Genomic DNA, 21,483 nt, shown 5'->3' on the forward strand with positions numbered 1-21,483 from the left:
GTCGCTCCCCTACCTGACAGAGTAGGTTTGCAGGTATGGCTCCGCTTCCCGAAACCACGTCTGATTTCAAAGCCCGCACACGGCACGAGGTACTCGCCGCACGCGCCGCCAAGGGGCAGCGTGAGCGCATGCTTGACGACGAAGCACTGGTACAGCGGTTGCAAGAATGGTTATCCAACACCGTCGGCGACCTCGCAAAACCTGTCATTGCCGCTTATGTCCCCGCTGGTGACGAACCCGGCGCAAGCGTTTCTAGTTCGACTGGCGGTAAGCCCGGCCAGGGCTTTGTGGAGGCTCTGGCAAACGCGGTTTCCGGAGCACGAATTCTGCTTCCCGTCTGCCCGCCCGGTCCACCACAACCGCTGCACTGGGGTTACTACAACGGCAGCTTCCACAAGGGCCGATTTGGACTCTTGGAACCTGTTTCGGTGGAAGACTCTGCTGGCCCAGCTGAGCTGGGTGTTGCCGACGCCATTATCCTGCCGGCAGTTGCGGCCGACCCCGCAACCGGGATGCGGTTAGGGCGTGGCGCTGGTTACTACGATCGCAGCTTGGTTTTCGCTCGACGCGACAGTGATACGGATGGGGTGAGAGCTGCGGCCATCGCTGTTGCAGTTTTCAACACCGAATTGCGCACGGAGCTTGCCTACGATGAGCACGACATTCCTGCCGATTATGTGATCACGCCAGCGGGGATTTCACAGATTTAATGGAACCGATTCCGGGATTTTCGCGCCTAACTTAATATGAGCCCAAAATATTCGTCCCGGTTTCCGCGTCCATTCCGAAAGCTCCGCCCCACAACTATTCGGCGGATGGTTGCCCTCACTGTTTTCCTATGCGCAGTCGGCCTGGCGGCGGTGGAGTCATTGACACCCCGCAGCGGCCATATTCGGGTAGTGGTTAGCGCCAAATCCATTGCCGCTGGCGCATCGGTGGCAGAACAAGATGTGGCTTTCAAGGACATTCCCCGGGAGCTCGTTCCCGGTGGAGCCGTAACGGACATCGCCTCTGTGCGGGGACGCACCCTGGCCACCGGCATGTCACCGAGAGAGATAATTACAGAGCAGCGAATGGTCGGCCCGTCACTTGCCAAGTCGCTGACGGGGACGTCGGAAAGCAAAATTATTGCCATCACGTTGACTGATGCGGGCATTGTGTCCGCTCTTCGCACTGGTGACAGCGTGGATATTGTGTCGACAGCGGATGAGCGCGGGGTGGCGGCGCCGCTTGCACACGGGGCAAGGGTGGTCAACATCGTCGACGATGAGGTGGTCTTGGTCGCTCTGCCCACCGGCGCCGCGGAGGTGGTGGCTGCGACATCGCTAGCATCTCCGCTCACACTGTTACTCGCGGGTTAGTGACCAAAATCTCACTGGTTCAAAGATTTTATGGTCCTGAACAGTGTTTTTCGCAGAAAGTTGACTTGTCCCACAACTTAGTGCGGGGATACAATGGCCAGGCAATTCAAAACTACGATTAGAGCGAAGAAGAGTGGCACTGCCTGATATCGCACTGCCCCGTTTCTCAAAATCGTATGGGCCTGCCATGAGCAACACGATGACTCACAGGTCTCGTTTGGTTTGTTCCGTTTCTACAGAAGGAAATTTCCTATGCTTAAGGGCTTTAAAGAGTTCATCATGCGCGGCAACGTCATCGACCTGGCGGTCGGTGTTGTCATCGGTGCTGCGTTCACCGCAATCGTCACTGCTTTCACCGACAGCCTGCTCGAGCCGCTGCTGAACACCATCGGTGGCGCAGAGGTCACTGGCCTTGGCTTCGAAATCATCAGCGGCAACCCGTCGACCTACCTTGACTTCGCAGCTGTCATCACCGCAGTCATCAACTTCCTGCTGGTCGCAGCGGTTGTCTACTTCGTCATCGTTGCTCCGATGAACAAGTTCAACGCGATGCGTGAGGCTCGTCTGGAGACCTCCGCTGAACCGGAGGTCACCGAGGCTGACCTGCTGACTGAGATTCGTGACCTGCTGGCAGAGCAGAACGGCAAGCCGAAGACGGAGGGTTAAGTGACAAAAAGTGTGTCCGCTCGGTGTGTCGCCGGGTGGGCCCTTTTTATCTCATGGGCCCTTTCCGGATTCCTATGTTGTGTTGGTATTCGGTTGGGATAGCGTTGTCGTAGAAGGCTGGTCGTCCTGTTTCGTGGTCGGCTTTGTTGTGGTCTTCTGGGACAAGATCGTTGACTTTGGCGAGTTGATCTTGTCCGTAATTGCACTGCCTGGCGATCTTTAGCGGGTCGTCAGGCAGCTGCGTTTTCGAGTGCAGGTACCACTCGAGCATTTTGCGTTGGCGCTCCCCGGACCTGCCGCGATGCGCGTCGGCGATGCGTTTGAGCTGGGCGTTGACGCCGCCTTCCAGACTGTTGGTTGTTGATGCCCAGCGCTGTGGTTCGAGTGCTTCTGGTGGTGGCTGCAGGTAGGTAAACAGCCAGTTATTGCGCGATAGGTGCAGCAGTGAGTTGTATGCCTTGCGAACTCGCAGGTGGGTCCATTCCCACTGGTTGTTGAGGGTGCGGCGTTCTTTGGGGAGGGGTGTTTTTTCGTTGAGGAATGCTTTGAATACCTGTCCGAAGTCATGCAGGCGCAGCGTCCACTCCCGTGCCTGGTCGAGTGTGGTGATACGGGTCAGTTTCAACGCCAGGGCGTAGATAGCTTTGCCTGCGTCGGTGCGTGGACGGCTGGTGGTGTAGCGACGGACCACGCGTTGGGCATGGACAAGGCAGCGTTGGATGCGGGTGGTTGGCCAGCAGGTTTTGATTGCTGAGTAGGCGCCTTGGCCACCGTCGAGGACAACGCATAGTGGTGGGGCGATGTTTTTGAGTAGTTGGGTGTAGGCGTGGGCGGTTTCGCGTTGTGTCCAGTGCCATGCGATGACGTGGTCGTGGCTGGCTGCCACAAGTAAGCAGCCAGCGTCGGTGTAGGTGCCGTCGATGAAGATTTGGTCGTAGACCCGGTTGGGATCGGGGGTGTTAGGGACATCGATAAGCCACAATGAGGTGAACCGGCGGTCGAGTGTGCGCCGGGAGACATTCAAGGTGTCGGCCACCTTGGTTAAAGAAGCAGTGCCGGTGACGTAGGTGTGAAACGCTTTGAAATCCCGGGTGTGGGTCTGATCGGGGCGGTGTCGTGTTGTTGAGCATCCGCAGTCAGGGTTTTTGCATCGCCACCTGGTTGTCCCTTTGGTTGTGGTGCCGTTTTTCTTCATTTGCCCAGCGCATATAGGGCATCGGGGTCTGTTTGGAGTCACCCAGAAAGACAACCAGGCCCCTGTTACCACATGCAGGAGCCATTCCGGTGGATTGAGCAAGAAACGGGCCTGAATAAGGTCTGGAACCTTATATAAGCCCGTTTTATGCGGCCTGACCAGCAAATAGGCTGAAAATCAGACACACTTTTTGTCACTTAACCCAAGACGGAGCTGAACTAGCCTCTAGCTGCTAGTTGCGAGCTTCCGATAAGAAGCTAACTAACGCTTTTTACACAGCGCTCATCCCCAATGGGGTGGGCGCTGTTTTGTCCAGTAGTCCGCATCAAAATCACGAGCATCCTCCGGGGATTCATCGTGATAGTGCACTGTGCGCGCAGTTTTCGCACTGCGTGACTGGGCAAAGTTTTTCGCCGGTGCACCTGCGCGACGACGTTGCCTACGGCTGCCACTGCGCGGCGCGGCTTGCTCTTGCTCTTGCTCGGGCTGATTGGGATGTTTGGCGTCGCCCATTCCTAGACGCTCCAGCGGCAGAGGTCATCAAGCACATGTGAGACCAGCGGGAGAATTGTCGCCATGCCATCGCGCACTGCAGCGCGAGACTCCGCGAGATTGACAATCACTGTCTGACCGGACACACCGGCCAAACCGCGGGACAGCCCCGCATCCAAGGCGCCAGCTCCCATACCGGAGTTACGAATAGCCTGCTCGATGCCCTGCAGCCGCACATCAAGAACCTTGCGAGTGGCATCCGGAGTCTTCGCACGAGGACCAACTCCAACACCGCCCACCGTGACGACCAAATCTGCGCCACCGACAACAGCGGTATCTAGAGCCTTCCGGATCTCACGCTTGACTGCACCAGTGCTGACCACGGCATCGACCGAGTAGCCGTCTTCTTCCAACAGCTCAACCATGAGCGAAGCCGCACCATCCGGGTTCTCGAAATGGTCCCCCACGAGGACAACGAACGCATTTCGGACCTGGCCGTCGTCGTTGATAAGACGCTCCATCTCAGCGAGGTTGACGTCACTTGGCTCAGTACTCACGGTTTCGCTCATCTGCTCTATCTCGCTTTCTCCCACAGCTTTTCACTCGAAGTTTCACTCGAAAACTCTTCTACAGATGGTGAGGTACTCACTCCACCACGCTGCCTATCAATCCTGGGCTTCTGCCAAGGTGACATCGACCGTTCGCTCGTTGCCGCCTCGCTCATCTGTAACTGTAAGTGTGACAGAATCCCCAATCCGATGCGACCGAATAGCCGCAATTAGTGCAACGCCGTTGTCAAGTGTGCGGTCATCAACCTTGGTAATCAGGTCACCATCTTTCAGCCCCGCCTTATCAGCTGGGCCACCTGGCGTTACTTCTCGCACCAGTGCACCACGTGCAATCGGACGCGAATCGATCTGGGCACCAATGACAGGCATCCGCGCCTTGCCGGAATCGATCAGGTCTTCCGCTATGCGACGAGCCTGATTAACCGGAATTGCGAAACCAAGGCCAATGCTGCCCGCCTGTTCCGATGCCTCACTGTTAGAGGCAATCACGCTGGGCACACCGATGAGGTTGCCTTCCATGTCCACTAGCGCTCCGCCGGAGTTACCCGGATTAATCGCCGCATCGGTCTGGATTGCATCAATGACCGAGGACTGACCGTCTTCACCAGCGGCGGTCACCGGACGGTTCTTAGCGGAGACAATGCCCTGCGTAACAGTGGAGGTCAGTCCCAGCGGCGAACCAACGGCCACCACTTCCTGGCCAACCTGAACCTGCGAGGAGTTGCCCAGCGAGATTGGGCGCAGCCCGTTAACACCTTCAATTCGAATAACGGCAATATCCGTAGCCGCATCCCCTGCAACCAGAGTTGCCGGGTGCGTGGTGCCGTCGGAAAGCAGGACTTCCATATGTGCGTCCGGACCCGCGCCTGCGACGACGTGATTATTCGTCAGCACCAGACCGTCGGACGACAGAATGGAACCTGACCCCGACGCCGTGCCCCGCTCCGAGGCAGTGGTGATGGACACGACACTGGGAAGGACCTTCTGCGCGACCTTCTCCACGGACCCCTCAGCTGCTGCTACCTGACGGGTTTCCGCAGGCTTATCCAGCGCGTTATCCGCGGGGGCCGACGACTGCGAGTTGTGAACTACCCATGCGCCGACACCGCCACCGATACCGGCCGAGCACAGCATCAGGGCAGCGACTGCCAGCGCCCCCATGCCCTTAGCCCCCTGGGCACCCTTGGTCTTCTGCTGATTGGCCGCAACGTCCCACTCTGAACCGCCTCCGTAAGCGCCGTTCGGCTGAGACGGGATGGTGTTGTAGTGGGAATTCTCCCAGCCGCGCTCATTGACAGAAAACTGGTTTGTCTCACCAGCATCCCCCATGGCACGGTTCTCGCTGAAGTTGTGAGATTGCGAGGAGTAGTGTCCCCGCTCATCTCCCCGCGAGGAATCGTTGAAAGAGTTGCTCATACGTAATACCTTGCACTGTCTGTCTAACAATTGGCTGAGAGCAGTCTGCGGTCTCGCCGATAATTCCCCGAATGAAACACCGAATCCCCGCCACACGCTTCCTTAAAAGGCCGCGCGCAGCGGGGATTACATCAGCTTTGACGTGGGGTTATGCGTTTCTAGCTAGGCTCTTGAGCTGAATCGGAGTCGTCACCTTTTCCGCTGTGCGGACTGCCCGGCAGCGTTACTCGCATCAAGGCACCGCCATCATCGGACTCATCGGCAGTAATCGTACCCCCGTGGCGGACGATGACCGACTTCACAATGGCCAAGCCCAGGCCGGATCCAGGCATCGACCGCGACTGAATGGAACGGTAGAAACGCTCGAAGACCTTGTCTCGATCTTCCTTCGGGATACCTGGCCCCGAGTCCGCCACCGTGAATTCAGCAACAACCTCGCTGAGCGGCGTCAGACGAACCCGCACGGTGCCATTTTCTGGCGACCACTTTGCAGCATTGTCCATCAAGTTCAAAACTGCGCGACCAAGACCCGCCGAATCCCCGTAGACATACCACGGAGCTGTCTGCACATCGAAGGTAATATCCGGACGACGACGCTCAACACGCGCCAGCGACGTGGAAATGATTTCGTCGACATCGACATGCTCAATAACCTGTTGCGGGCCATCTTCGCGTGCCAGATCAACCAAGTCACCGACCAACGTCGACAACTCTTCCAGCTGTGCGATGACGTCAGCTTCCAGATCCGCGCGATCCTCATCCGAGATTGCCGCTCCCGAACGGGAGGCCATCATCAGCAGTTCAATATTTGTGCGTAACGACGTCAGCGGAGTCTTCAACTCATGACCAGCATCTGCAACCAGCTCCGCCTGCTTAATGCGCGACGCTTGAAGTGCAGCCAACATCTCATTGAAGCTGCGGGTAAAGCGCGCAAGCTCATCATCGCCCTCCACAGGGATTGGGCGCAGCTCGTCGGTTTCCGTCACTCGCTCCGCAGCAATGCGCAGCCGAGTGACCGGGCGCAGACCCGTTGTTGCCACCGTAATACCTGATCCGATTGCGAAGAGGATTCCGATAGCAGAGATACTCAGCAGCACTGCACTGAGCGCTTTCAGGACCGACTGCGTCGAGCTCAGATCCTGAGAAAGGATCAGCGTCGCACCGTCTTCGGAGCGGACGGCGTATACACGACGGCCGTTGTACTCATCGGTGCGAATCGATTCCTGTCGATTCCCCCGCAACACCGCAAGTTCGGGGCCACCAATAGAGATTGAGCCACCGCCTTTGCCCGCCACACTGCCGTGGGCAAAGTACACCGCGTCCAGATCGGGGTTCAGAATCCTGTTCGAGTCCGCTTCAAAGGAGGGGCCAATGGCAAACTCCGAAGCGTACGGTGACATCAGCAGCTTTTCCGCCTGGTTACGGAGGTTACTGTCCACCTCGCGGTATAGCGCTGCCTGCACAGTAAAAAAAGCAGCCAGCGTCATCAGCCCCACCGACATCGCCACAATGAGCGCTGTCAGAATAGTCAGCCGCCAACGCAGCGAAGGGATACGCGAGCTCCGCGGCAGGCCGGGAAGCGATTCCCCTGCCATCGTCTCAGTATTCGCGGACTTCTCTTGCTTACCGACGGTACCTTGCCCCGGATTGGCCTCCGTGGCAGAACGCTGATTTGATTGCACGCCACCGCCGGTCGAACGACGACGGCGCAACATCACGGTGCGGTCTCCCGCATCACATAACCGACACCACGAACGGTGTGAATCAGACGCGGCTCTCCCTCTGCCTCCGTCTTGCGCCGCAGGTAGCCAATGTAGACCTCCAGCGCATTGCCGGACGTCGGGAAGTCATAGCCCCAGACATCCTCCAAGATGGCGGTACGGGAGAGTACACGCCGCGGGTTGCTCATCAGCAATTCCAGCAGCGCAAATTCTGTACGAGTGAGGCTAATGCGGCGTTCACCGCGGAAGACCTCACGAGTTTCCGGGTCCAGGGAGAGATCCTCAAACTGCAGAGTTGCGGCATCCTCCATCGCAGGCACTTCCAAAGCAGAACGACGAAGTAGCGAACGGACACGAGCGAGCAGCTCTTCCAATGCGAACGGCTTGGGCAGGTAGTCATCTGCGCCGGCATCAAGACCAGCTACGCGTTCGGAGACCGAATCACGTGCAGTCAACATCATGACCGGCAGATCATCGCCTTCGCTGCGCAGCCGACGGCAAACATCCAGGCCGTCCAGCTTCGGCATCATGACATCCAAAATAGCCAAATCCGGACGATCCTTGGCAATCTTTTCCAAGGCCTCTGCGCCATCCTCGGCGAGCTCGACCGTGTAGCCATTAAAAGTCAACGATCGCCGCAACGCTTCGCGTACCGCTTGATCGTCATCAACTACCAAAATCTTCATACTGCCCATTGTGCCTTGAAAATATAAGGTGAGTGTAAATGTGACACAGATTCTTCGTGAGAGTGCTCCCATAAAACCTGGCCATAGAACTGAAAAACCTCACCCCATCGCCGAGTACAAGCGATGGGGTGAGGTTTAAAAAGCTCTTTATCAACTGTTCCTTACGCACTGAACGCACTCTGGGCGCGCGAAGCGCTTCGCGGTTCAGCGAGGAACGTTGTCAGCATCCTAAAAGATGCGCGTTAGAACTTCTCGACGTCAACCAGGCCGAGCTGAACAGCCTTGGCGATGCGACGAGGAACGTTGTAGACGCGGCCGTTTACCTTGACTTCCTGGAGAGCGACGTTGTTGCTCTTCCACTGGGAACGGCGAGCGCGGGTGTTAGCACGCGACATGCGACGCTTTGGTACTGCCATTTTCTTATTCCCCTCCTATTCTTAGTTCTTCTTCGCGCGGCGAATGCGGTTACCGTAACGGCGCTGGAACTTCTCGACGCGACCAGCGGTGTCCATGACACGCTGAGCACCGGTCCAGAACGGGTGCGACTCGCTGGTGACGTCAACGACGATCAGCGGGTACTCGTTACCGTCTTCCCACTCGACAGTGCGGTCGGAGGTGGCGGTGGAACGGGTAAGGAAAGAGTGACCCGTGCCTGCGTCCTTGAAAACCACCGGGTGGTAATCAGGATGGATGTCCTTCTTCATTAATTCTCGTTTCCCTCAGGATTGAACTTCAGGTCGCTTTCCCCCAGCTAAGAGTGAGAGAATCGTGCCTGAGTTGGGTACGAACACGACTTACAATGACACGTACCGGGTCAATATTTCTATAAACCGGCATGTGACACTCGATGGAATATTACAGGCTCGAGCCCGAAAATTAAAAAAGGGCCCTGCACTAACGCCCGTCGACAAGCACGAACTCTATGACGACCCGCGAGAGTCGCGCCGAGAAAACCACAGTGGAACAGCGATTAGGTTATCCCGCAACTCGTGTGTAAACTGTTCTCTCGCTGTTGTCTAGTTATTCGTTTACGCGCTCAGCGTCGAGTGTCAGTGGGCAGCGCCCCGGAAAAGGCCAGGTGGATTCCTCGGTTATTCAATAGTCCGGCGTGGCGCACCAGTGATGTCGGCATTGGGCGGCAAGGAAGCAAAGGAATCCCTATGTCGGCGATTTGCCAGGTTACGGGACGCAAGCCGTCTTTCGGCAAGACCGTGTCCCACTCCCACCGGCGCACGTCGCGCCGTTGGAACCCCAACGTGCAGCGTAAGAAGTTCTACCTCGCCTCTGAGGGGCGTCACATCACTCTGAATGTGTCCCCGAAGGGTCTGAAGACCATCGACAAGTACGGTATCGAGGCTGTTGTTGCTCAGATTCGTGCACGTGGGGAGAAGATCTAAAAAATGGCACGTAATGACATTCGTCCAATCATCAAGCTGAAGTCCACTGCGGGCACCGGTTACACCTACGTGACCCGTAAGAACAAGCGCAATACCCCGGACCGTATCACCATTAAGAAGTACGATCCGGTTGTCCGCAAGCACGTCGAATTCCGCGAGGAGCGCTAATTCATGGCTAAGAAGTCCAAGATTGCCAAGAACGAGCAGCGCAAGGAAATCGTCGCTCGTTATGCAGAACGTCGCGCTGAACTGAAGCGCATCATCAAGTCCCCGCACTCCACTGACGAAGAGCGCATGGACGCACAGTACGAGCTGAACCGTCAGCCGCGTGACGCGTCCCCGATTCGCGTCCGCAACCGTGACGCTGCAGATGGTCGCCCGCGCGGCTACCTCCGCAAGTTCGGTCTGTCCCGTGTCCGCGTTCGTGAGATGGCCCACCGTGGCGAACTCCCGGGCGTCCGTAAGTCCAGCTGGTAAGTCGAGGAGCACCAATGAAGCGCAATCACTCTAACAAGAAGGCGCGGATGGAGCAGTCCCGCCGCCCGAAGAAGAACCCGCTCAAGGCCGCAGGCGTTGAGAAGGTTGATTACAAGGACATTAACCTGCTCCGCCAGTTCATCTCTGACCGTGGCAAGATTCGTTCCCGCCGCGTCACCGGTCTGACTCCGCAGCAGCAGCGCCAGGTCGCTACCGCTGTGAAGAACGCCCGCGAGATGGCACTCCTGCCGTTCACCAGCCGCTAAAGATGGCTGGTCGGCGGGAGCCGATCATTCGAACACCCGCCGAAAGGCCTTATTTACGCGCTGGCCGCATGACGATACATGCGATAACAGCGTAAAACGGACTCAGTCCTTCCCCACCGAGGGGATTGGATTGGGTCCGTTTTTTATTGTCTAAAATATGCACTTATGCCCGCTCTCACCGAAATATTCACCGGCTTTGGTTCCGTCGCAGTACTGATCATTGTTGGCTGGTTGTTTGGGCGCAGTGAGATCGTCGATAAGCGGGCATCTTTTACCCTGAACATGGTCGTGTTCTGGATCGCGATGCCGTGCATGCTCGCGCACACTCTCGCAACGGCGGATTCGGCGAGCATCTTCGGTTCGGCGTTTGGTGTCGCGGCACTGTCGGCGCTTGGCACGGCGGCGTTCTACCGGATTTTTGTGGCGCCCATGTTCAAACAGCGCGGCGCCGATGCTGTGGTCGGCGCGATGTCGACGAGTTACAACAACGTCGCTAATCTCGGCGTGCCCATCGCAGTCGCAGTGCTTCACGACGCTACCGCCGTCGTCCCAGCCCTTATCTTTCAGATTGCCTTCTATGCGCCCGCTTCCATGACGGTGCTGGAAATCCTCACCAACCGCGGCCATTTCCGACCGCGCAATGTCATCATGGCACCGCTGAAGAACCCAATCTTTCTGGCGGCGATGGTGGGGCTTGCGGTTAATGCGTTTGCTATCGAAGTACCTCAGTTCGTAGCGCATCCAGTGGGGCTATTGGGGCAAGCCGCAGTGCCAATGGCACTTCTGGCCTTCGGTATTAGCCTGCATGGCATGCCGTTTATGGAAGCCGGCCGCTCCCCTCGTCGCGCCGTCGTGGTGGCGTCTATGCTGAAGCTTTTCCTCCACCCCGCGCTCGCTCTGCTGTTCGGTCATTTCGTCTTCGGTCTCAACGGGCATGCGCTGCTGGCAGCTGTGATTATCGCCGGCCTGCCGACAGCCCAGAACGTCTACACCTTCGCCTCCCGCTTCGGCCGGAACCTTGAGCAGGCGCGCGATTGTGGCGTGATTACGACGATCGCCTGCTTGCCGACGGTCCTTTTGTTCACCCTGCTGTTGAGTTAGGGGACTCTTCCCGACGGCCTGGAGAGAATCTCGTTACCCTTGGAGGCGTGGAGATTCTGAAGACACTTCTCGAGGCCGACCCGTCCGTGCCTCGTTTGACCTGTTATGACGAAACTACCGGCGGTCGTACTGATCTATCGGCCCAAACTCTGGACAACTGGGCCAGCAAGATCGCCAACATGCTGCACGATGAGTTCGACCTCGTCGCCGGAGACCAAGTATGGATTGACTTGCCGTTGATTTGGCAGTCCGCCTGCATCATCCTGGGCTGCGAGCGTGCTGGCGTCACCGTTAGCGATGAGGAGCCGCTGGTCGTATTCACCACTGTCAGCAACGTCAGCACGTGGGAAGAGAAGTTCCCAGATGCCTACCTCGCAGTGCTTACCGACGATCCCTTTGGCCGCGGTGTCGTGGAATGCGGTGATGATATTCCACCGGGAGTCATTGACTTTGGTCCGGAAGTTCGTTTCCACCCAGACGCATATCTAGGCGCAGGCCCGGACTCCGACCAAACCCCCGTTATTGGGGAAAAGTCGGCTGCAGAACTGCTTTCATCTGCTGGCGATTATGCGGACGAGATGCAGCTCACGCCCGGTTCCCGCGTCGTTTCCGACGGCTGGCTGGTGCCTGATTCTTCACAGGTCACCGCAGATAAATGGGCATGTAATGTGCTGTCGGCTTGGGTTCGTGGAGGTGCTGCCGTCGTCGTGCGCGGTGGCGATAGCGAGCGTGTCACTGCTATTTCTACGGCCGAAAAAGCCCGTGTGATTTAGTCGCAGCTGTCCCGTCGAGAAGCGCTCTAAGTAGTCGCGATAACCTGGAAACCGTGATTACCCGACCATATATTCTTGCGATTCTCGCCCTCATCAACGTCTTGGGCGCACTGGCTGTATGGGATCTGAGCCCATGGTGGTGGATTCTGATGGCCTTCATCCTCTTCCTGGATGTTGTGGCTATCTATGACATGCTTCAGAGGAAGCACTCCATCTTGCGGAACTTCCCGGTCATCGGCCATCTGCGCTACATGGGTGAGACCATTCGCCCTGAGATGCAGCAGTACTTCATCGAACGCAACTTCGACGGCGCTCCATTCGACCGCGATACCCGTACCGTGGTCTACGAGCGTGCGAAGGGGCTGTCCTCGAAGAAGTCATTCGGTACTGAGCGAAAGATTAATGCGCCCGGCTACGAGTACGTCCGCCACTCGATGGCGCCGAGCCAGCACGTCATCGAGGATCCGCGCGTAGATATTGGCGGTCCGGACTGCGCCCAGCCGTACTCAGCGTCTATCTTCAACATCTCAGCCATGAGTTTCGGCTCTCTGTCCCCTAACGCTGTCATGGCAATGAATAAGGGCGCGAAGCTGGGCAACTTCGTACAGGACACCGGCGAGGGCGCTATCAGCCCTTACCATTTGAAGTATGGTGCCGACCTCTATTGGCAGCTGGGTTCCGGTTACTTCGGTGCGCGTACCGAGGATGGCGACTTCGATCCGGAGCTCTTCCGCGAAAAGGCTAAGATTCCGCAGGTCAAGGCAACCTATCTGAAGGTTAGCCAGGGCGCAAAGCCTGGACTCGGCGGCATGCTGCCAGGTCACAAGGTCAATGAGGAAATCGCGGCTACTCGCCACGTACCAGTTGGCAAGGGTGTGATGAGCCCGCCGTACCACCGCGTCTACTCCACCCCGCGTGAACTTGTTCGGTTTATGGGCACCATGCGCGAGCTCAACGGTGGCAAGCCGGTCGGTTTCAAGCTGTGTGTTGGCTCCCAGCTTGAGTTCCTCGCCGTGTGCAAGGCCATGCTGGAAGAGAACATCACCCCGGACTTCATCATCGTCGACGGCGCTGAAGGCGGCACCGGCGCTGCACCGCTGGAATACTCCGACCGCGTTGGCCTGCCGCTTACCGACGGCCTGATTCTCGTCCATAACGCGCTCGTAGGTGCCGGTCTGCGAGATCGCATTAAGCTCGGTGCGTCCGGCAAGGTCATTACTGGCTTCGATATTGTGAAGCGCATGTGCATCGGTGCTGACTTTGTGAACTCGGCTCGCGGCATGATGATGGCCACCGGCTGTATCCAATCTCAGCTATGTCATACAAACACCTGCCCGGTGGGTGTGGCTACCCAGGATCCGAGCCTGTGGAAGGCCCTGGATGTCGACGACAAGGGTCAGCGTGTGGCCAACTATCACAATGCCACGGTCGCGGAAGCAGCTAGCCTATTGGCATCGATGGGCCTGAATAGCTTCTCTGAGCTGGGGCCGTCCCACCTGCTGCGGCGCACCAATGAGCAGGTCGGTGAGACCTACGCGGAGCTCTACAACTGGCTGCAGCCAGGCGAGCTGCTGAGCGGAACTCGCTTCCACAACTGGGCCGAAGCCTGGGAGACCGCCGACCCGGACACGTTCCACTACCCCGCAGTTCATATGCGCGGGTAGTTCGGGGCTGGTTGCGCGCCCTACTCACCCATCAGCTTCTTGCGCAGACGCTCGTCCTTTTCCAGGACCTGATCGCGCATGTTGGCCTGGTAGTTCTCCATCGCCACAATGAGCTCCGGGTAACCGGCCGAGAGAATACGCACAGCCAGCAGGCCAGCGTTCTTAGCGCCGCCCACACCGACGGTTGCCACCGGAACGCCGCCCGGCATCTGAACGATTGACAGCAGGGAATCGACACCCTCCAGGTTCTCCAACGCGCGTGGCACGCCGATAACCGGCAGCGGAGTGGCCGACGCAACCATGCCCGGCAGGTGTGCTGCACCACCGGCGCCAGCGATAATGCAGCGCAGCCCCTTGTCAGCGGCGGACTTTGCGTAGTCAATCATGCGTTCCGGAGTGCGGTGTGCAGAGACCACACCTACCTCAAAGGGAATTCCGAACTCAGCCAAGACCTCCGCTGCGGGCTCCATGGTCGGCCAATCCGAGTCCGACCCCATAATCAGACCGACCAGCGGACCGGTTACGTTGGCCAACTTCGGGCTTGCCACCTGGTTTGCTTCAGCCAATGTTGTCTCCTTGAGATAGCAATCTAATTCTTATACAGCGCCAGCCACCTATGCGGTGTAGCCGTCTGCCCACACGCCATCGACGATGTAGCCAGCAGCGAGGTTGGCAACCCGCCGGGTCTCCGCGATGCCTTCCGGGCTTGCGTCGTAGCCGCACAGGTTGACGTGCCCCAGCTTACGTCCAGGGCGCCAATCCTTCCCGTACCAGTGAATCTTCGCTGATGGGAAACGACGCCATACCTCAGCAAAACGCTGTGAAATAGGTACATCCGAGGCCTCATCGCCACCGAGCGTATTGACCATTACCGTCACCGGCGCAGTCGGGCGAGTGGAACCCAGTGGCATGTCAGCAACTGCACGCAGGTGCTGCTCAAACTGGCTGGTCTCACAGCCGTCCTGCGACCAGTGACCAGTGTTGTGTGGCCGCATGGCCAACTCGTTGACAAAAATCTCCGGATTGCCGTCAGCATCGACGGTTTCGAACAGCTCAACTGCCAGCGCGCCGGTTACTCCCAGCTCGGAAGCGATGGTCACACTGAGCTTTTCGGCCGCTCTCGCAAGGTCGTCGGCAAGCCCTGGCGCCGGGCAGATTGCCTCAACACAGATGCCGTCACGCTGCACGGACTCGAGGACCGGCCAGGCCTTGACCTCGCCCGACGGCGTGCGCGCACACATGGCCGACAACTCACGAACCAGCGCGACCTTCCGCTCGGCCATCAGCGGCACATCTTTGCCCAACAGCTCGTCGACAAGCGTGCGCAGATTCTCGCGGTCCTTCGGGAACCACACGCCGTGACCGTCGTAACCGCCGCGGCGAGCCTTCAGGCAGACGGCACCGTCAACGCGGTCGAAGAATGCTTCGGCATCCTCGGCGGACTCAATTGCAGCGTAGGCAGGTACTGGAGCGCCCAGTTCCTCCAGGCGCTGGCGCATCAGCAGCTTATCCTGCGCGTACAGCAACGCCGACGGCTGAGGCTGAACCGAGTAGCCCATCTCGGTCAGCTTGTTGAGGAATTCGGTGGGAACGTGCTCATGGTCGAAAGTCACGGCCTGCGCACCGGCGACAGCGCGCTCAACATCTTCCCAGACGTGGTAGTCGCCGATGATAACGTCCGCACACACCTGCGCTGCGGAAGCATCCGGCGAACCGGCGAGCAAACGGATGGACTGTCCCAGCTCAATGGCCTCAGTCTGCATCATACGAGCCAGCTGACCGTCACCAATCACCGCCACAACCGGCACGCCATCAGCATGCGCGGGATGCTGCGCAGCAGTTAGCGCTGCAGCGGAATTAGAAGTGGAATTAGTGGAGTTTTCAGGGGTATCCGAAGCAATCACACCCCTGATTGTAGGTTATGACCCAAAATTCTAAGTCAACCGGGAGACCAACTTAGCCACCTTGCGGGAGCTGGGAATATCTTCTACAGCCAGCGGCGGGCCGAAACTGCGGGTGTGCAGATACAACACGCCGCCCTTGCGATTGACCGCACGCACCGAACGCAGATCAATCGAGACCACCTGCGGGCGCAGAATGCCGCGGCGCAAAATAATCCGCCTATCAGTCAGCACAAACCGCTCCCCCAGCCAACTTAGTACCGGACGAACGACGCGCCAGAGAATAAGCCCCAGCCACGCGAAGAGCAGCAGCTGACGCACACCTTGCAGATCTCCCGGAGCAATCCCAGGGCCGTCGATAAAACCAATCAGCAACCAGCAGACGCCCGTGATAACCATGAGTTCCAAGAGCGGCCACACCAGCCGACCAAAAGTTGGATTGGTGTCCAGCAGAATTGCCTCGCGCGTGTCCAACTCATCATCGGGAAAGGCCATACAGCACTACCCCCGCTCCGAATCAGCCTGCGGGGACGCATAGCCGCCGTCAGTGGCACGAACATGGAACACGTCACCGGCCGCAACAAAGTGACTTGTGCCAGCTTCATCGGTGACGATCAATTCGCCGTCGGCACGCACGCCAACCGCCTTGCCCACCAGCACGCGATCCCCCGGCAACTCCACGCGCACGTTCGAACCGATGGTCGCGCACACCGCCTCGTAGTCCCGCAGCAGCTCCGCATCGCCCTTTCGCCACTGCGCTTGACGACGTCCCAGCGCACGCAGCACACCAGCGGAGATGTCGTCGCGGTCGAGGTTTTCCGCTCCCGCCAGGTATAGCGAAATGGCGTGTGGCACCGGCAGCTCATCTTCCTGCAGGGAAACGTTGATGCCGATTCCCGGAATGAGAATTGGCGGTGTCAGCGACGCGGCCTCCACCAGAATTCCGCAGAGCTTACGACCGTCAACCAGGACATCGTTCGGCCACTTCAGGGAAACGCGTTCAGGCGCAAGACCCGCAACTTCCACAACAGCATCGACAACTGCGAGGCCCGCGACTAACGGCAACAGACCCAGTTGCTCGGGTGCGAGCCCTTCCGGGCGCAGCAGCGCGCTGAGTGCAATGGACGCACCCTTCGGGGCCGTCCAACTACGACTCAGTCGACCGCGACCTGCGGTCTGCTCCGAGGCGATAAGCGCACTGAGATCTGCCACCTGCCCCAGTGCCGCCTGTTTCCGAAGATCAGCGTTGGTCGAACCAGTGGTTTCGACAACCTCAATGGAATTCCAGCCCGGCGCGGCTGCGCGCACACGCGTGGCGTCAAGAGGCTTGCGGGAAGCAACAATCCTGGGGTTGGTCATGCACAGCAGTCTAGCGCCATGGCCGGATTCACTGAGTCGTGACCTTTCTCAAGAGCTCGACAGCGTGAGAATCATCACAGCTCGCCTGCTTTACTATTTTCCTTCCCAAACACTACATTCCATAACATGACTATCTCCTCACGTTTGGCGGCGGAGCAACACACCACCGCTTTCCTCAATGAAGACCTTCTACGCCGACGCACTGCTGCACTGACTCCGATGGGGTCGCGGGGCTACGACAAGCTCAAACTGACTGAGCGCATGAATGCCCGCGAGCGCATTGACTACCTGCTGGACGAAGGATCTTTTGTCGAATTTGATGCGCTAGCCCGCCACCGCACTACCGCATTTGGGATGGAAGCCAAACGCCCCGCGACCGACGGAATCATCACCGGCTGGGGAACCATAGACGGCCGTGAGGTCTGCATCTTCTCTCAGGACGGCACAATCTTCGGTGGTGCACTCGGAGAGGTCTACGGCGAAAAGATGGTCAAGATTCAGGAACTTGCCATCACTACCGGCCGCCCCCTTATTGGCATGTACGAAGGTGCCGGCGCCCGCATCCAAGATGGCGCAGTCTCACTGGACTTTATTGCCCAGACGTTCCACCACAACGTTCGCGCCAGCGGCGTCATTCCGCAGATTTCAGTCATTTTTGGCGCCTGCGCGGGCGGAAATGCCTACTCCCCAGCACTGACGGACTTCGTTGTCATGGTGGAGGAAAACTCCCGTATGTTCGTCACCGGCCCTGACGTAATCGAAACAGTCACAGGCGAAAAAATCAGCCAGCACGAGCTCGGCGGCGCCGACACCCATATGGAGATCGCCGGAAACTCCCACTACACCGCCGCTAGCGAGCAGGATGGACTCGACTGGGTCTGCGATTTGCTCGACTACCTCCCCAACAACACAACCTCCCCCGCGCCCAGCTGGGATTCCGATGCCAGTGACGAAATCACCGACACCGATCGCACCCTCGACAGTCTCATTCCCGACAGCCCATCCACGCCGTACGACGTGCACGAAGTCATCTACGCGCTTTGCGACGATGCGGAGTTCCTGGAAATCCAGGAAAACCGAGCAGCCAATGTCGTGATTGGCCTTGGCCGTCTCAACGGTCAATCTGTTGGGTTTGTCGCTAATCAGCCCATGGAATTCGCGGGCTGCCTAGATATCGATGCAGCGGAGAAGGCCGCGCGATTCGTCCGAACCTGCGATTGTTTCAACATTCCACTCGTCTTTCTCGTAGACGTACCCGGCTTTCTCCCCGGTTCAAATCAAGAACACCAGGGAATTCTGCGCCGTGGCGCTAAATTGCTCTATGCGTATGCAGAAGCAACCGTTCCTAAAATCACCGTCACCATGCGCAAAGCCTATGGCGGCGCGTATTGCGTGATGGGATCAAAGGGGCTCGGCGCGGATGTAAATCTGGCTTGGCCGACGGCACAGATCGCCGTGATGGGCGCCTCAGGCGCAGTACGCTTCCTCCATCGTGCCGAGATTCGAACCGCCACCGAAGCAGCTCTCGCAGCAGACCCAGCGGCCGATAGATTTGGCACTCCCGAGAGTGTGAAAGAACTCATTGCTGAACTGGAAATGGGATACGAGCAACACATGCTCACGCCTTATCGTGCCGCCGAACGGGGGTTAATTGATGAAGTCATCCTCCCCTCCGAGACACGAACTCGAGTGATAAAAAATCTGCGCCTTCTAACTTCAAAGAAAGTACCGTGGCCTGCGCGCAAGCACGGCAATATTCCACTGTAAGAGCAGGCTTTTTGCTGTACAACGAGCTAGTCATTACCCCTACTTTTGTTAACAGCGATTGCCCCCAACTACCTCCCCCCGTTTTCGAAACGTAAACTAGTTGGTATGACGACTGCCGCAAATACATCAACCGGTGAAACCCCGGATTTGACCACTACTGCTGGAAAGCTGGCCGATCTGCGAGCCCGTCTCGCAGAGACCCAGGCTCCAATGGGCCAGGCCAGCATTGACCGCGTCCACGACAAGGGCAAGATGACCGCTCGTGAGCGCATCGAGTTCCTCTTGGACGAGGGCTCGTTCGTGGAGGTTGACGCTCTCGCACGTCACCGCTCCAAGAACTTCGGCCTCGACGCCAAGCGCCCTGTCACTGACGGTGTTGTGACAGGCTACGGCACCATCGATGGCCGCCAGGTCTGTGTCTTCTCGCAGGACGGCGCCATCTTCGGTGGCGCGCTCGGTGAAGTCTACGGTGAAAAGATTGTCAAGATCATGGATCTGGCCATCAAGACCGGTGTCCCAATTATCGGCATCAACGAGGGTGCTGGTGCCCGCATCCAAGAGGGCGTTGTTTCCCTCGGCCTCTACTCCCAGATTTTCTTCCGAAACACCCAGGCTTCTGGTGTTATTCCACAGATCTCCCTGATCATGGGCGCCTGCGCTGGTGGCCACGTCTACTCCCCGGCTCTGACCGACTTCATTGTCATGGTCGATGGCACTTCCAAGATGTTCATCACCGGCCCGGACGTTATTAAGACCGTCACTGGCGAAGAGGTCACACAGGAAGAGCTGGGTGGCGCTGGTACTCACATGAGCACCTCCGGTACTTCGCACTACACCGCCGCTGATGACGAAGACGCTCTGACTTTCGTTCAGGAATTAGTCAGCTACCTGCCGTCCAACAACCGCGCTGAGGCTCCTCGCATGGAGGCTGAGCCGTTCGAGGGCTCCATCGCTGACAACATCACTGAGACTGACCTCGAGCTCGACACGCTGATTCCGGACTCCCCAAACCAGCCGTACGACATCAAGGACGTCATCACCCGTCTGGTCGACGACGAGGACTTCCTGGAAATTCAGGAGGACTACGCACAGAACGTGGTCATCGGCTTCGGTCGCGTGGAGGGTCGCTCGGTCGGTTTCGTCGCCAACCAGCCGATTCAGTTCGCTGGCTGCCTCGACATCAAGGCATCCGAGAAGGCGGCTCGCTTCGTCCGCACCTGTGACGCCTTCAACATTCCGATCATCATGCTGGTTGACGTTCCAGGCTTCCTGCCGGGCACCAACCAAGAGTTCGACGGCATCATCCGCCGTGGCGCCAAGCTGCTGTACGCATATGCTGAGGCCACCGTCCCGAAGATTACCGTCATCACCCGTAAGGCCTACGGCGGAGCTTACTGTGTGATGGGCTCCAAGGACATGGGCGCTGACATCAACCTGGCATGGCCGACCGCTCAGATTGCGGTCATGGGTGCTTCCGGCGCTGTCGGCTTCATCTACCGCAAGGAGCTCAAGGCTGCTGCGGCCGAGGGCAAGGATGTCGTCGCACTGCAGAAGGAGTACGAGGCAGAGTACGAGGCCACCCTGGTCAACCCGTACATGGCTGCTGAGCGCGGCTTCATCGACGCCGTTATCCCGCCGAGCGAGACCCGCGGCCAGATCATCGAGGGTCTGCGTCTACTGGATCGCAAGGTTGTTAACGTACCCGCCAAGAAGCATGGGAACATTCCGCTGTGACCGATTCCAAAAACACCCCAGCAACCGAAGACAAGGACGCCGCTACAGCCCCGGCTGCACCGTTCATGTCCGTCCTCAAGGGCAACCCGTCTGACGCTGAAACTGCCACGCTCGCGCTTTTGTTCGCAGGTATGGCAGCAGCCGGCGGCGCCCCAGAGGACCGCGGCCCGCGCAACAACTGGGGTCGGCTGGAAGAGGGTTTCCACCAGCCGCACCAGCACGTACCGGGCACGTTCCGCAACGTCCATTTCTACTAGTACAGCTACCGCTTAGCGCGTAGTCGTTACCGCACGCTAGCTGCGTCGATTCGCTAGCACAAAGCGCCACCATCGGGTTTTCCGATGGTGGCGCTTTGGTTTTTGTTACTGCCTTAGCCTTGACCACTGCTTATTACTAGCGTTGTTCACCCAGCGACTCGCCATCAAACTCGTCATCGAGCTCCCGGTCCAGCCGACGCTGATCACGGTTGCGAGCTACCGGCCACACCACCTTGAACAGGAAATACACAAACGCCAGACCGATGGCAGCACCCACCACAGCGCCGGCAATGAATCCCCACGATTCCGATAGTGCCCCACCAGCGCTTGCCTCAGAGAGCAATTGCACTCTGATAAAACCAATCAGCCACAGCCCAATGACGGCTACGAGTGCTGCAATCTCGCCTTTTGTAAGACCATTAATCTTCGGCATTGGCACTTGACGTCGCAACCACCGCTGCGAAAACAAGAGTCCAACCAGCGGCATCAAGATGATTGCCACTGTCACGCCCACCATCTTTGGCTCTGGAATGAGCCAAATCAGTACCGTTGCAAGCACGTAGTTAGCCCACATCATCATTGTGAACCCGTACGTGTAGGACTTATGCAGCAACATCTGCTGATACTCATCGTCCACCGTGGCGCTGTTGCGTTCAATTACGACATCCGCATAGGACATTG

General features: G+C 58.2%; 26 protein-coding genes. 13 read left to right on the top strand and 13 right to left on the bottom strand.

The window, feature by feature from the left end; genetic code table 11:
- The first annotated feature begins 35 nt into the window (after nt 1-35).
- The 3 genes from EGX79_08925 to mscL all read left to right on the top strand — a co-directional run bounded on the left by EGX79_08925 (nt 36) and on the right by mscL (nt 2,027).
- Nucleotides 36-710 (top strand): 5,10-methenyltetrahydrofolate synthetase, encoded by a 675-nt coding sequence (locus EGX79_08925; protein AYX82292.1) that lies wholly within the window; start codon nt 36-38, stop codon nt 708-710.
- A gap of 36 nt (nt 711-746) precedes the next feature.
- Nucleotides 747-1,361 carry a hypothetical protein gene (locus EGX79_08930; GenBank protein ID AYX82293.1) on the top strand — a complete coding sequence of 205 codons (615 nt, stop codon included), beginning with the start codon at nt 747-749 and terminating at the stop codon, nt 1,359-1,361.
- Nucleotides 1,362-1,613: 252 nt separating this feature from the next.
- Nucleotides 1,614-2,027 carry a large-conductance mechanosensitive channel protein MscL gene (mscL, locus tag EGX79_08935; GenBank protein AYX82294.1) on the top strand — a complete coding sequence of 138 codons (414 nt, stop codon included), beginning with the start codon at nt 1,614-1,616 and terminating at the stop codon, nt 2,025-2,027.
- A 46-nt stretch (nt 2,028-2,073) separates the two neighbouring features.
- On the opposite strand, the gene EGX79_08940 is transcribed toward mscL, so the two are convergent.
- The 8 genes from EGX79_08940 to EGX79_08975 all read right to left on the bottom strand — a co-directional run bounded on the left by EGX79_08940 (nt 2,074) and on the right by EGX79_08975 (nt 8,810).
- A complete protein-coding gene (locus tag EGX79_08940; GenBank protein AYX82779.1) occupies nt 2,074-3,324 on the bottom strand; it encodes an IS1249 family transposase in 1,251 nt (416 codons plus the stop codon).
- A gap of 180 nt (nt 3,325-3,504) precedes the next feature.
- Nucleotides 3,505-3,735: a hypothetical protein gene (locus EGX79_08945; GenBank protein ID AYX82295.1), complete on the bottom strand. Its 231-nt coding sequence runs from the start codon at nt 3,733-3,735 to the stop codon at nt 3,505-3,507.
- 2 nt (nt 3,736-3,737) lie between these two features.
- Nucleotides 3,738-4,307: a molybdenum cofactor biosynthesis protein gene (locus EGX79_08950; GenBank protein AYX82296.1), complete on the bottom strand. Its 570-nt coding sequence runs from the start codon at nt 4,305-4,307 to the stop codon at nt 3,738-3,740.
- A gap of 72 nt (nt 4,308-4,379) precedes the next feature.
- Nucleotides 4,380-5,699, bottom strand: a complete 1,320-nt coding sequence (locus tag EGX79_08955) for a PDZ domain-containing protein (protein AYX82297.1) — start codon at nt 5,697-5,699, stop codon at nt 4,380-4,382.
- Nucleotides 5,700-5,857: 158 nt separating this feature from the next.
- On the bottom strand, nt 5,858-7,414 hold the full coding sequence (locus tag EGX79_08960; GenBank protein ID AYX82298.1) for a sensor histidine kinase: 1,557 nt from the start codon (nt 7,412-7,414) through the stop codon (nt 5,858-5,860).
- Nucleotides 7,414-8,106: a DNA-binding response regulator gene (locus tag EGX79_08965; protein AYX82299.1), complete on the bottom strand. Its 693-nt coding sequence runs from the start codon at nt 8,104-8,106 to the stop codon at nt 7,414-7,416. The genes EGX79_08960 and EGX79_08965 overlap by 1 nt, the downstream gene beginning before the upstream one ends.
- Before the next feature lie 242 nt (nt 8,107-8,348).
- A complete protein-coding gene (gene rpmF / locus EGX79_08970) occupies nt 8,349-8,522 on the bottom strand; it encodes a 50S ribosomal protein L32 (GenBank protein ID AYX82300.1) in 174 nt (57 codons plus the stop codon).
- A gap of 21 nt (nt 8,523-8,543) precedes the next feature.
- Nucleotides 8,544-8,810: a type B 50S ribosomal protein L31 gene (locus EGX79_08975; GenBank protein AYX82301.1), complete on the bottom strand. Its 267-nt coding sequence runs from the start codon at nt 8,808-8,810 to the stop codon at nt 8,544-8,546.
- A 456-nt stretch (nt 8,811-9,266) separates the two neighbouring features.
- Between EGX79_08975 and rpmB the strand changes: the two genes are divergently transcribed.
- From rpmB to EGX79_09010, 7 genes are all read left to right on the top strand, one after another.
- Complete coding sequence (rpmB, locus tag EGX79_08980) at nt 9,267-9,503, top strand: 50S ribosomal protein L28 (protein AYX82302.1); 237 nt, start codon at nt 9,267-9,269, stop codon at nt 9,501-9,503.
- Between the two features lie 3 nt (nt 9,504-9,506).
- Nucleotides 9,507-9,671 carry a 50S ribosomal protein L33 gene (gene rpmG, locus EGX79_08985; protein ID AYX82303.1) on the top strand — a complete coding sequence of 55 codons (165 nt, stop codon included), beginning with the start codon at nt 9,507-9,509 and terminating at the stop codon, nt 9,669-9,671.
- A gap of 3 nt (nt 9,672-9,674) precedes the next feature.
- The gene (locus tag EGX79_08990; GenBank protein ID AYX82304.1) at nt 9,675-9,980 is read left to right on the top strand and encodes a 30S ribosomal protein S14; all 306 of its coding nucleotides are present in this window, start codon (nt 9,675-9,677) and stop codon (nt 9,978-9,980) included.
- Between the two features lie 14 nt (nt 9,981-9,994).
- Nucleotides 9,995-10,246, top strand: coding sequence for a 30S ribosomal protein S18 (gene rpsR / locus EGX79_08995; protein ID AYX82305.1), 252 nt, complete (start codon nt 9,995-9,997; stop codon nt 10,244-10,246).
- Nucleotides 10,247-10,411: 165 nt separating this feature from the next.
- Nucleotides 10,412-11,347 (top strand): AEC family transporter, encoded by a 936-nt coding sequence (locus EGX79_09000; GenBank protein AYX82306.1) that lies wholly within the window; start codon nt 10,412-10,414, stop codon nt 11,345-11,347.
- A 47-nt stretch (nt 11,348-11,394) separates the two neighbouring features.
- Nucleotides 11,395-12,120 (top strand): TIGR03089 family protein, encoded by a 726-nt coding sequence (locus tag EGX79_09005; GenBank protein ID AYX82307.1) that lies wholly within the window; start codon nt 11,395-11,397, stop codon nt 12,118-12,120.
- Between the two features lie 53 nt (nt 12,121-12,173).
- Nucleotides 12,174-13,784 (top strand): FMN-binding glutamate synthase family protein, encoded by a 1,611-nt coding sequence (locus EGX79_09010; GenBank protein AYX82308.1) that lies wholly within the window; start codon nt 12,174-12,176, stop codon nt 13,782-13,784.
- A gap of 20 nt (nt 13,785-13,804) precedes the next feature.
- Here the strand turns inward: EGX79_09010 and purE are convergent, their stop codons facing one another.
- From purE to EGX79_09030, 4 genes are all read right to left on the bottom strand, one after another.
- Nucleotides 13,805-14,281, bottom strand: a complete 477-nt coding sequence (purE, locus tag EGX79_09015; GenBank protein AYX82780.1) for a 5-(carboxyamino)imidazole ribonucleotide mutase — start codon at nt 14,279-14,281, stop codon at nt 13,805-13,807.
- Between the two features lie 117 nt (nt 14,282-14,398).
- Complete coding sequence (locus tag EGX79_09020) at nt 14,399-15,688, bottom strand: 5-(carboxyamino)imidazole ribonucleotide synthase (GenBank protein AYX82309.1); 1,290 nt, start codon at nt 15,686-15,688, stop codon at nt 14,399-14,401.
- A 30-nt stretch (nt 15,689-15,718) separates the two neighbouring features.
- Nucleotides 15,719-16,180 carry a hypothetical protein gene (locus EGX79_09025; protein AYX82310.1) on the bottom strand — a complete coding sequence of 154 codons (462 nt, stop codon included), beginning with the start codon at nt 16,178-16,180 and terminating at the stop codon, nt 15,719-15,721.
- A gap of 6 nt (nt 16,181-16,186) precedes the next feature.
- Nucleotides 16,187-17,044, bottom strand: coding sequence for a biotin--[acetyl-CoA-carboxylase] ligase (locus EGX79_09030; GenBank protein ID AYX82311.1), 858 nt, complete (start codon nt 17,042-17,044; stop codon nt 16,187-16,189).
- A 126-nt stretch (nt 17,045-17,170) separates the two neighbouring features.
- On the opposite strand from EGX79_09030, the gene EGX79_09035 reads away from it, so the two are divergent.
- The 3 genes from EGX79_09035 (at nt 17,171) to EGX79_09045 (ending at nt 20,802) form a co-directional block, all read left to right on the top strand.
- A complete protein-coding gene (locus tag EGX79_09035) occupies nt 17,171-18,811 on the top strand; it encodes an acyl-CoA carboxylase subunit beta (GenBank protein ID AYX82312.1) in 1,641 nt (546 codons plus the stop codon).
- Nucleotides 18,812-18,916: 105 nt separating this feature from the next.
- Nucleotides 18,917-20,545, top strand: a complete 1,629-nt coding sequence (locus EGX79_09040) for an acyl-CoA carboxylase subunit beta (protein AYX82313.1) — start codon at nt 18,917-18,919, stop codon at nt 20,543-20,545.
- A complete protein-coding gene (locus EGX79_09045) occupies nt 20,542-20,802 on the top strand; it encodes an acyl-CoA carboxylase subunit epsilon (protein ID AYX82314.1) in 261 nt (86 codons plus the stop codon). The genes EGX79_09040 and EGX79_09045 overlap by 4 nt, the downstream gene beginning before the upstream one ends.
- A gap of 136 nt (nt 20,803-20,938) precedes the next feature.
- Here EGX79_09045 and EGX79_09050 read toward each other — a convergent pair whose 3' ends face one another.
- A complete protein-coding gene (locus EGX79_09050) occupies nt 20,939-21,481 on the bottom strand; it encodes a hypothetical protein (protein AYX82315.1) in 543 nt (180 codons plus the stop codon).
- Nucleotides 21,482-21,483 lie beyond the last annotated feature (2 nt).

This window comes from Corynebacterium jeikeium, from assembly GCA_003955985.1.
Taxonomy (GTDB): domain Bacteria; phylum Actinomycetota; class Actinomycetes; order Mycobacteriales; family Mycobacteriaceae; genus Corynebacterium; species Corynebacterium jeikeium_D.